The following is a 10,473-nucleotide window of genomic DNA, read 5'->3' on the forward strand; positions in this document are numbered from 1 at the left end:
ATTAAATAAAAACTAACGGCTTATCCTTTAATAATGCAAAGGCATCCTCATCGAAACGATAAAGAGCTGCTGGTCTTCCTGCACCCCGTGACACTTTTAAGCCTGTATCCGTTAAAAATCCTAACTTTAATAAACGGGCGCGAAAATTAGAATAATCAGAAAAATTTTCTCCTAATACAGTAGTATAAAACTGATATAAGTCGTTTAAGGTAAAGGCTTCAGGGAGAACTTTAAACGCAATTGGACTATATTCTAACTTATTTCTTAAGCGTTGATAACCATAACGTAAAATACGATTATGATCAAACGCCAGTTGCGGTGTTTCTTTAAGTAAATGCCAAACTGCTTTTTGGTTATCCTTAGTAATTAAATTTGTATCTTCATAACGCACCAACGCAAAATAACTCACCGATAAATAACGTTGTTCATAAGACGTTTCATTTTCTCTTGGATCACGCCCCGGTTCGCCAAATGTATAAAGCTGCTCTAAATAAAGATTTTCTACTTCAATTTTTTCCGATAGCGTCCGATAAGCTGCCGTTTCTAAAGATTCTCCTGTGCAAACTAACGTCCCCGGCAGACTATAATAATTCGCAAAGGGATCATGAGGTCTTTTTACTAATAAAATTAATAACCGATTCCGTTGAGTATCTACTGAAAATATGACATTATCGACCCCGACTTTAAAATCAGCAACACTATTTTTTCCGAAATTGATGGTCGGATCAATCATGAATATAATTTTTGTTCTTGAATGTAGCTTTTAACCGAATTATCGATCACTTCTTTTCCCTTTTCCCGATAAGCGCTGGAGGATACAGACGGTGCATTAATATCAGCAACTTGATAGTTTGCCCCTATCTCTTTTAAGATTTCTAACTCCGTTTCGGTTAAAGGATACCCAGGACGTGGAATGATTAAGAGTTTCACTCGTTGCAATAGTTCCTCACTCTTGTACCACCGCCGAATTTGGGTAATTAAGTCAGAACCAATGACAAAGGTAAAATTAGCCTGATTATTCCAGAGTATTTCTGCCTTTTTCACCGTTTCTAAACTGCGAGGATGGCTTAATTCTGCGTAGAGTTTAACATTAGCTTTCGGAGTGGTTAAAGACGCAATCATTAACTCCAACATTTTCATGCGATGCTTTAACGGGGTTTGTTTTGATTTTAAGGGATTACTGGCTGCCCAAACCGCTACTTGATCATAATGGCGAGATAACCACTCTAAAATGGTTTTATGACCTTCTGTTGGTGGATCAGCACTGGTTCCAAAAAGGGCAATTTCAGAAGAGGTGGAATTATTCATCACTAATGAGAGTTTGTAATTGCGAAGAAAGTTGTACAGAAATTGAATCAGGATGATGGAGATGGCGCACAGAATCAGGAAGGGATAGAATAGATTGGCGAGCGCGATCGCGCAACTGTTCCAAACTTTCCACAGGCTTAATCATTTCTCCATTTTTCATCACTAACTCTAACAAAGGAACTTCTCCCTTTTCCGCCGATTCTGTGATTAACCCTAAACGATCTTCTCTAATTTTCCCCTGTTCATAACGGCGAAAAATCTGTTTCCGCCCCGGATAAGTTTCCTTACTTGCTGATGCCTTTCTCGTGGGAACCCCCTCAATTTCTACTAACTTATATACGCCATTAATCGAGGCACCAGTCACTAATTTTGTCCCAATACCATAACCATCAATAATAGCCCCCGAGGAAAGCAACCGTTTGATTTCCAACTCATCCAAATCTCCACTGACAAATATGGCAGTTTCAGGAAGTAGTGACCGCACTGTTTGAGATAATTCTATAATATCCCCAGAATCAATGCGTACACCTGTTACTTGTCGTGAGTTGTTCCGCACTGCTTCAGCAAGCCGTGTTGCCGCTGCCAAGGTATCATAAGTATCAATTAAAAGAGGGGCCTCGGGAAAATAGCGATTAAACGCGGCAAAAGCTTCATCTTCTCCCCCTTGCAAGCTCCCAATTGCCATCACCAAGGAATGTGCCATCGTCCCACTCGGAACTTCTCCCAATTTTAACGCCGCCGCCACATTAGAAGTCGCATCAAATCCTGTGGCTAACGCTGCCCTAGCTGCCCAGAGAGAGGCTTGAGGGCTAAATGCGCGTCTTGTGCCAAATTCTAATAACTTTGCCCCGTCTCCAGCAATATCTCGCACTCGGGCTGCTTTGGTGGCAATTAGGGTTTGGTAATTCAGGGTATTAAGAAGATACGTTTCTACTAATTGCGCTTGCCATAAGGGGGCTTCTACTCGTAATAATGGTTCATTAGCAAATATGGGAGTCGCTTCAGAAACAGCCCAAACCTCCCCTGTAAAAACTTTCCCCGCTAGCAGTTCCCAAAATTCAGAGGGAGCATGATTAAATAATCCTGTTTCTTGTAACTGTTGGATTTGTTCGGATGAAAAATGCAATTGTTGTAAGTATTCTAAGCCGTGAGCGAGCCCCATCGCTATTAGGTAGCCATAGCAAGAGGGTAAACGGCGGACAAATAGCTCAAAACTAGCACGTTTTTCCGCAACGCCTTCTCCCACATAACAAGCCCCCATGGTTAACTGATAAAGATCAGTAATCAGGCTATAGTCTTGGGGAGAAATAGTGAGAGAGGAGAAAGACATTCTTGATTCCATAAATAACAGCCATTGTTAAATTATAGTGAACATCACCAAAAAAGCCTAGGTATTGCTTGATACAACTATTCAGGTTCAATCTGAAGAATCTCCCCTTATAATTATTCTCAGAGTTAATTGGAGAGTATCAATTGACGGACAGCAGTTAAGGCTGAGTAACTAACCCCTGCTGTTCCCTCTCCTGGATGTGTACTATCTCCCACTAACCAAAGATTCCTAATGGGAGTGCGATTGGCAAATCCAAAGGGGCCAAATGTAGAAACTCGTTGTCCTAAACCTCCTACATAACCAGCTTCACGAGCCGTAAATCGCGCAAAAGTCCTTGGAGTAGCTGCTTCTTGATGGATAATGGTGTCTGCAGTGAGATGAAAATAGTGGCTCAGATTTTTGATGGCAGTTTCAACATAATCTTGCTTTAAGGCTTCATAGCTTTCTGCGGTTTCTGTCCACCATTGACCGACTTCAGTAAAAGCAGAGGCGGTAATCGTTGCTTGTCCTTGGGGCGCGCGTCCATCTCCTGCTCGACTGACAGAGACAAAAAGGGAATTTTTCTCCCCGACAATCCCGTCATAATGATATAAAAATTGTAGATGTGGGGGACAATTTTCTGGAATTGCTGTTTCATCAACTCCTAAATATAAAACAAATGCTCCATTGGCTTCGGGTAAATTTTTCACTCGTCTTTCATATCCACTTAGCCATAACTGGGAAGCGCCAAAAGAATTATTCGGATCACTTAATAGCTTTAATAAATTTTGTACGGTGACATTTGCTACGACAGCTGTTGCTTGTTCTTGCCATACTTCCCCAGTTTTTTCATTGCGAATCCTAACGCCTGTTACTTTTCCTTGCTGAGAGTGAATTGTCTCCACGCGATGACGGAGACGTAATTTCCCGCTATGTTTTCTTAATCCTTTTACTAAACGGGTGCTTAAGGTTTGCATACTTCCCTGTAAATGCCATAGCCCTTGTGGAGATTGGGACATTCCAAGAGCAGTTGCTGCATATAATAAAGCTGTTTCATCCGCATTCACTTGGGAATACAGTTTTAACTGCATATCTAGGAAAGTTTTTAAGCGTTGATCCTTATCAAGTCTTAAAAGGCGTAATATATCCCCAACTGTTAAGAAGGTAAAAGGCAACGTGATTAAGGTATCCAGTCGTAGAGCAGAGATTAATTGCCAAGTATCCCAAAGGTTGCGGGGAGGAAGAACTGGATCGCGCTTTTGAAACTGCCAACTTGCCCCAAATAGCTTTTCCATAAGTTGCCAAAAGGGTTCACTATTGGGAAACTGATCTTGTCGTTCTTTACGCCATTTTTCTGGATCGCGCCAGATATTAATCGGGGAGTTTTCTCCAGGCAGATAGACGCTACAGGCTGGATCACAGGGAGTGGCAGCGGGAACGTCTATACCGAGTTCGGTAAAAATTTGTTGATGAATGCCCCCTTTTTCTAAACCTGCTACTTGAGTTGCCCCTACATCAAAGGTAAAGCCATGACGCTTAAAGGTGGAAGCACAGCCACCTGGGACATAAGCTTGATCATAAACGGTAACGGCATATCCTCGTTTTGCCAGTAATGCCCCTGCAGTTAGTCCCCCAATTCCAGCGCCAATAACAATGACTTTTTTTGACATTCCTTTTTTGATTCCATTTTTAAAAGTTAGGTTACAGTGAGCAGTGATTCACCTATTTCCCTTTACTTTCTCTATTGTAAACTTTTGTATCTTTTATGAATTTCTTCTAAAAAGCAGTTGACAAAGGGGAGTAAAAATGGAAACTTATGAGCAGATTTTCTTAAATTTGGGGTGTGAGGTATGGTCAGAGCTTATAAGAAGCCTCAACAGGGAACAAGTTGGCAACAGCGTATCGCATTACAGATTTTATTCGTCACTTTAGCCAGTATCAGTGGAATAACAGTGTTTTCCGCATGGAAACAAGCATCGGTTCAGGCACAAAATAATAATGTTGCTCGAACTGCACAAGAAGGGAGACAGTGGTCAGAGGCTTCCTTTCCGGTAGAAAACTTTCAACGTTATACTTCTCCTTATGGTTATCGTAAGTCACCAACAACGGGGAGAGTACAGTTTCATCGCGGGTTAGACTTTGCTGCCCCTTTAGGGAGTTATATTCGTAACTGGTGGGGGGGTAAAGTTGTAGGACTCTCTGATCATACTGCTTGTGGCACTATGGTGGTGATTCAGTCTGGGGAATGGCAGCATATTTATTGTCATCTTAAAGGCACTGTTCAACGGACGAGCGACGGCTTAGTAATGGTGGATCGCGGTGGGGGGATTCGCTTGCGAAAAGGTCAAAGGGTTGAAACCGGTCGTCGCATTGGACGAGTGGGAATGACAGGGCGAACAACGGGGCCCCATCTTCATTGGGAATTGAAGTATGAGGGAGAACATCTTGATCCAGCTTTGGTATTACGAGAAATGTACAACCAGCAACAAGCAGCAACTCAGTGAATATTGGAGGAAAATAAGGATTCTGGTTACACTAGGGAGTAGAAAGAGAGTTGGCGAGGTAGTTGCAGATTCCTATCTAAGGAATTTGAGGAAAGTCCGGGCTTCCAAAGACCAGACTGCTGGGTAACGCCCAGTGCGGGTGACCGTGAGGAAAGTGCCACAGAAACATACCGCCAAGAAGGTTCACACTTCTTTGGTAAGGGTGCAAAGGTGCGGTAAGAGCGCACCAGCAGTATCGAGAGGTACTGGCTCGGTAAACCCCAGTCGGAAGCAAGGTCGAGGGAAACTATGGTTGGTCTTTAACCGGTTTCCGTTTTGGGAGTACCGCTTGAGGCTTCTGGTAACAGGAGTCCCAGATAGATAACTACCCTCAGGCACGTTGCTTGAGAACAGAACCCGGCTTATGTCCAACTCTCTTTCTATTAATCCCGTTCTCGGGAATATTTTGCGGAGAATAAACCACTATCAAATAAGCGTGACAGGAATAAAATGAAGGGAGACAGCTCTTCTGGGTTAGCAATTGAAACTAGACCTAAATCGCGTTCCGGTAAAAGAGTAGGGGGATCACGTCGTATTCGAGAGTTAACTAGATTAGTAGAACGGTTGGGAATAACTAATACTGCTAGTGTGGATTGGCATTTATTGGATTTAGCTTTGACTCATCCGAGTTCTTCTAGTCTGGCGAACTATCAACAGCTAGAGTTTGTGGGAGATGCTGTGGTTCGCCTAGCGGCTTCAGAATTACTCTTGGAAACCTATCCTCAAGCCCCTGTAGGAGACTTTGCCGCCATTCGCTCCATTTTAGTTAGTGATCGAGTGCTGGCAGAATTTGCAGAAAGTTATGGCATGGATCAATTTCTCTTGATGGCTGGGAGTGCGGCTAAAAATAAGGCAGGAGCGCGATCGCGCTTAGCTGATGCGTTTGAGGCAGTGTTAGGAGCTCTTTATCTGAGTACCCATTCTATGAGCCTAGTTCGTCCTTGGTTGGATCCTATTTTAAAGGAAAAGGCGGATCAAATTCGTCAAGATCCCGCCCGACAAAACTATAAGGATGCTCTCCAGGAGTGGACGCAAGCTCATTATAAAGTTTTGCCACAGTATCAAGTTGAAGAGACTGGCCAAGGTTATGATGATCCTGAACGGTTTACTGCTTATGTCTGGCTTAAAGATCACTTTTTAAGTCAGGGTAAAGGGCGGTCGAAAAAGGCAGCCCAACAAGCAGCCGCTCAAGCAGCTTATCAACAATTAAGTAAATAATGACTCGTCCTCATACTACTGTTGTCCTAGCAATGAGTGCTGATGGCAAAATTGCGGATGTAGCGCGATCAGCACCGAAGTTTACTTCTTCTATTGATTTCGCTCATCTTGAACGGCAAGTCGCGATCGCAGATGCCGTTTTGTTCGGTGCGGGAACGTTACGCGCTCACGGGAGTGCGATGTCGATTCGGGATTCGCAATTAATTGCCCAACGTAGAGAAAAACAAAAGCCCGATCAAGCGATACAGATTGTCTGTACGCGATCGGGTGTTATTCCTTCTGATATCCGTTTCTTTCAACAAAATATCCCCCGTTGGCTTCTGACTACAGAAAAAGGGGCAACTTCTTGGCAAAATAATTCTCAAAAGCCTTTTGATGAAATTATCGTTGCTGAAAACTCAGCAGGGGAAATTGATTGGGAAGAAACTCTCAAAACTTTTAAAAATAAAGGGATTGAACGCTTAGCTGTGCTAGGAGGGGGAGAACTGATAGCAGACTTATTTACCAGAGAATTCCTTGATGAGTTATGGTTAACAGTTTGTCCTGTTTTATTAGGCGGAAAAGATGCCCCTAACCCGATTGAAGGCACTGGTTTAAGTTTAGACAATGCTCAAAAACTTCATTTATTATCTGTGGAAAATATTGATCAAGAAGTATTTCTACATTATCAAGTAATTCATCATGATAGTGTTTCTTAGTCTTTTGAGGGATAAACTTAGTCATTAGTCATTAGTCATTAGTCATTGGTCATTAGTCATTGGTTTACAAAGGACGAATGACAAAAATCTCAGGAAGCGTAAAAACTGCTATAGACCGACCTATTATTAAATTAACTCTAAAGAAGCAATTTTAGGGTCAATAATTTTACGTCCTATTCCTGGAAACTGTACAGCAAGGTTGGTTTTCTCGCCATTTCCAAGAACATGGGTAACAGTTCCTTCTCCAAAAGTTTTATGAAAAACGCGATCGCCGACTTGCCAATTTTGCCCAGTGTCTTTTTTTGTATCTTTCTTCTCTTGACGACGAGGTTTAATGGGAGGAGAACTATAATTGACTAACTCTTCGGGAAGTTCACTTAAAAATTGTGAGGGAATTGCTGGTTCTCGAGATCCCCATAACCGCCGTTCTTCTGCATGAGAAATAAATAACTGTTCTTGGGCGCGAGTAATCCCAACATAACATAAGCGTCGTTCTTCTTCTAAAGCCGCCGGATCATCTAAAGTACGGCGATTTGGAAATAATCCTTGTTCTAACCCTACCATAAATACTACAGGAAATTCTAATCCTTTGGCAGCGTGTAATGTCATTAAGGAAACTTTTTCTTCTTTCTCATTGAGGTTATCAAGATCAGAGGCTAAAGCCGCATTAGCTAAAAAGCCTTCTAAACTATTATCTTCATTTTCCTCTGCAAATTGTGTCATCGCACTATCTAATTCTTTTAAGTTTTCGATGCGGTTTTCTGCTTCATCTGTTCCTTGATTTTGTAAGTCTTGGCGGTATCCTGATTCACTTAAAATTCCGTCTAAAATTTCTACGGCTGGTAATTGGTCTAAATTAGCTTGATAACGTTGAATTAATTTCGCAAATTCATTAACTTTTTTACTTGCCCGTCCGGCTAACGTATTCACTGACGTTTCATCCCTAATAATTTCCCAAAGAGGAACTCCTAACTCTTGGGAGGCACTAATTAATTGATCAATAGTTTTTTGCCCAATTCCGCGACGAGGAGTGTTAATAATACGAAGAAGGCTAACAGTATCATTGGGATTAGTGAGTAGTCGTAAATAGGCTAAGGCATCTTTAATTTCTTTGCGATCATAAAACTTTAAGCCGCCAATAATTTGGTAAGGAATTTTATCACGGATCGCTTCTTCTATAACTCGCGATTGGGCATTAGTTCGATATAAAATCGCAAAATCTCCCCAGTTTAGTTCAGGGTTTTCGTTTTGTAAGGTTAGGAGTTGACGGCGAATAAATTGCCCTTCTTCAATTTCATTCTCGGCTTTATAACAATAAATTTCTTCCCCATATCCCCGAGTAGGTTTCAGAATTTTATCAATGCGTTCACTATTATTTTCAATGAGGGTATTGGCAACTTCAAGGATATTTTCGCGCGATCGATAATTTTCCTCTAACTTGACCATCGTTCGGGTATCATCATCAGGTAATCCATCGCCAAAGTCCTGTTGAAATTCTAGTAAAATAGTAAAGTCTGCCATGCGAAATGAATAAATGGATTGATCCGCATCTCCGACGACAAAAATAGATCGGTTTTCCCAATTTAAGTTTTGTTTTTTGGGTTCCCCATTAGTTGCAAGGAGATTAATTAACTGATATTGGATGCGATTGGTATCTTGATATTCATCGACTAAAATATGTTGAAACTGTTTATGCCAATATCCTAAAATTGACTCGTTTTGAGAAAATAATCGCGCTGGAATTAGGATTAAATCATCAAAATCGAGAGCATTATTACTGGCAAGTTGAGCTTGATATTCTTGGTAAACTTCGGAAATAACTCTTCCTCGATAGTTGGGTTGTTGCGCCAGCACATCTTCAGGATAAAAACCTTGATTTTTGGCATTACTGATGCTGTAGCGGAGATAACGGGGATTAAATTTTTTATCGTCTAAGTTTAACTGTTTCGTGACAATGTTTTTAACTAGACTTTGGGCATCAGATTCATCATAAATGGTAAAATTGCGATCCCATTGATACCCTTTTGGGTCTTGATATTTATTAATATCTTGCCGTAAAATCCGAGCAAATAGGCTGTGAAATGTTCCGATCCAGAGATGTTTGGTGATATCTTGATAAGCGCGCGATCGCAGTTTAACCTGCTTATGTTCTGGTAGTAATTCTAAGCGTTCCCCTTCTTTTTCTTGAGCTAGCCGTTGGGCGAAAATTAGCTCAATGCGCTCTTTCATCTCCTTCGCTGCTTTATTCGTAAAAGTAACAGCTAGGATATTTTCAGGATTAACCTGATGATTAAGAATTAAATAGGCAATGCGATACGTTAAGGCTCTTGTTTTCCCTGAACCTGCCCCCGCCACTACCAAAAGAGGCCCACAAAAATGCTGAACTGCCTGCCGTTGCGACTCATTCAGTCCGTCTAAAAAGTCCGTTTCTACTGGCATAATCTGAATCAGAGACGAGATTTCCTTAATACTCTCTAGTGTATCGGACAAAGGTAAATTAAAAACTTAGCTATTCATCAGTTCGGAAGTTTTAACTGCGAGCTTTTCTCGAATTGCTTGACAATAGTCGGCTAAGTTTCCTTGATTAAGGCGATAGCTGAGAGGATTCGCAATGAGATGAGCAGTGCTTTCAAACAAGAGATCCACTTCCACTAAGCCATTTTCTCGGAGTGTGCGCCCAGTAGAAACTAAATCAACAATTGCCTCAGACATTCCCGTAATTGGCCCTAGTTCCACCGAACCATAGAGAGGTACAATTTCTACAGGTAAATCCAATTCATGGAAATGATGAAGCGCACATTGGACAAACTTGGAGGCAACGCGAGCATGAGCAGGTAAATCCAGCGATCGCTGATAACCACTATCTGATTTTACCGCTACTGACAACCGACAGTAACCAAACTTAAGATCGGCTAAATCAGCAACATTAGGCTTTTTTTCACGTAGCACATCATAACCAACAATTCCCATTTGAGCCTGCCCATAGGCAACATAAACGGGAACATCTAAGGCTCGCACTAATAATCCCCTTGCCTGCCCAGTGGGATCAACAATTTGTAAGGCCCGATTTTTCGGATCATTGAAGGCACTAAAATCTAAACCAACATCTTGGAGTAAACGGATGCTATCTTCTAACAACGCTCCTTTCGGTAAAGCAACAGTCAGCATTGAGTTCCTTTTTTTTGTAAACCAGACAGAGATCGTACCATATCCAATTTGAATCTGAGCTTTACTAGAGAGAATTGTGATGAGGATTGCTCAAGAAAATTGTTAAAATACTTAGCAAGTGTTAATTCCTCAACTTACCATCAATAATATTAGTTCTTGAAATGTTTTCCCAATCCTTACGGTTAATTTCTCCACTAACCAGCCATCAGTTAGGATTACTCAATTAATT

The 10,473-nt window shown here is 41.5% G+C and carries 9 protein-coding genes and 1 other RNA gene; 4 read left to right on the forward strand and 6 right to left on the reverse strand.

Annotation, left to right across the window (positions count from 1 at the left end):
* Position 1: 1 nt before the first annotated feature.
* The 4 genes from FRE64_RS12240 to crtD all read right to left on the reverse strand — a co-directional run bounded on the left by FRE64_RS12240 (position 2) and on the right by crtD (position 4,287).
* Complete coding sequence (locus FRE64_RS12240) at positions 2-733, reverse strand: NUDIX hydrolase (RefSeq protein ID WP_146296503.1); 732 nt, start codon at positions 731-733, stop codon at positions 2-4.
* Positions 730-1,308, reverse strand: coding sequence for a nicotinate-nucleotide adenylyltransferase (locus tag FRE64_RS12245; protein ID WP_146296504.1), 579 nt, complete (start codon positions 1,306-1,308; stop codon positions 730-732). Before FRE64_RS12245 ends, FRE64_RS12240 begins: the two co-directional genes overlap by 4 nt.
* A complete protein-coding gene (locus tag FRE64_RS12250) occupies positions 1,301-2,638 on the reverse strand; it encodes a nicotinate phosphoribosyltransferase (RefSeq protein ID WP_146296505.1) in 1,338 nt (445 codons plus the stop codon). The genes FRE64_RS12245 and FRE64_RS12250 overlap by 8 nt, the downstream gene beginning before the upstream one ends.
* A gap of 125 nt (positions 2,639-2,763) precedes the next feature.
* A complete protein-coding gene (gene crtD, locus FRE64_RS12255; protein WP_146296506.1) occupies positions 2,764-4,287 on the reverse strand; it encodes a C-3',4' desaturase CrtD in 1,524 nt (507 codons plus the stop codon).
* A gap of 180 nt (positions 4,288-4,467) precedes the next feature.
* On the opposite strand from crtD, the gene FRE64_RS12260 reads away from it, so the two are divergent.
* The 4 genes from FRE64_RS12260 to FRE64_RS12275 all read left to right on the forward strand — a co-directional run bounded on the left by FRE64_RS12260 (position 4,468) and on the right by FRE64_RS12275 (position 7,076).
* Positions 4,468-5,121, forward strand: coding sequence for a M23 family metallopeptidase (locus FRE64_RS12260; protein WP_146296507.1), 654 nt, complete (start codon positions 4,468-4,470; stop codon positions 5,119-5,121).
* Between the two features lie 46 nt (positions 5,122-5,167).
* Positions 5,168-5,540, forward strand: an RNA gene (gene rnpB, locus FRE64_RS12265) — RNase P RNA component class A.
* A 70-nt stretch (positions 5,541-5,610) separates the two neighbouring features.
* Positions 5,611-6,378, forward strand: coding sequence for a ribonuclease III (rnc, locus tag FRE64_RS12270; RefSeq protein ID WP_146296508.1), 768 nt, complete (start codon positions 5,611-5,613; stop codon positions 6,376-6,378).
* Positions 6,378-7,076, forward strand: coding sequence for a RibD family protein (locus tag FRE64_RS12275; protein ID WP_186708809.1), 699 nt, complete (start codon positions 6,378-6,380; stop codon positions 7,074-7,076). Before rnc ends, FRE64_RS12275 begins: the two co-directional genes overlap by 1 nt.
* A gap of 126 nt (positions 7,077-7,202) precedes the next feature.
* Here the strand turns inward: FRE64_RS12275 and pcrA are convergent, their stop codons facing one another.
* Together pcrA and hisG are read right to left on the reverse strand one after the other, a co-directional pair.
* Positions 7,203-9,515 (reverse strand): DNA helicase PcrA, encoded by a 2,313-nt coding sequence (gene pcrA, locus FRE64_RS12280; RefSeq protein WP_146296510.1) that lies wholly within the window; start codon positions 9,513-9,515, stop codon positions 7,203-7,205.
* Between the two features lie 66 nt (positions 9,516-9,581).
* The gene (gene hisG, locus FRE64_RS12285; protein ID WP_146296511.1) at positions 9,582-10,244 is read right to left on the reverse strand and encodes an ATP phosphoribosyltransferase; all 663 of its coding nucleotides are present in this window, start codon (positions 10,242-10,244) and stop codon (positions 9,582-9,584) included.
* Between the last annotated feature and the right edge of the window lie 229 nt (positions 10,245-10,473).

It is taken from the genome of Euhalothece natronophila Z-M001, assembly GCF_007904085.1.
Taxonomy (GTDB): domain Bacteria; phylum Cyanobacteriota; class Cyanobacteriia; order Cyanobacteriales; family Rubidibacteraceae; genus Halothece; species Halothece natronophila.

Coding starts and splice junctions, on each gene's coding strand:
- FRE64_RS12250 (WP_146296505.1), bottom strand. CDS start 2,638: ATGTCTTTCTCCTCTCTCACTATTTCTCCCCAAGACTATAGCCTGATT.
- FRE64_RS12260 (WP_146296507.1), top strand. CDS start 4,468: ATGGTCAGAGCTTATAAGAAGCCTCAACAGGGAACAAGTTGGCAACAG.
- pcrA (WP_146296510.1), bottom strand. CDS start 9,515: ATGCCAGTAGAAACGGACTTTTTAGACGGACTGAATGAGTCGCAACGG.
- FRE64_RS12245 (WP_146296504.1), bottom strand. CDS start 1,308: ATGAATAATTCCACCTCTTCTGAAATTGCCCTTTTTGGAACCAGTGCT.
- hisG (WP_146296511.1), bottom strand. CDS start 10,244: ATGCTGACTGTTGCTTTACCGAAAGGAGCGTTGTTAGAAGATAGCATC.
- FRE64_RS12240 (WP_146296503.1), bottom strand. CDS start 733: ATGATTGATCCGACCATCAATTTCGGAAAAAATAGTGTTGCTGATTTT.
- rnc (WP_146296508.1), top strand. CDS start 5,611: ATGAAGGGAGACAGCTCTTCTGGGTTAGCAATTGAAACTAGACCTAAA.
- crtD (WP_146296506.1), bottom strand. CDS start 4,287: ATGTCAAAAAAAGTCATTGTTATTGGCGCTGGAATTGGGGGACTAACT.
- FRE64_RS12275 (WP_186708809.1), top strand. CDS start 6,378: ATGACTCGTCCTCATACTACTGTTGTCCTAGCAATGAGTGCTGATGGC.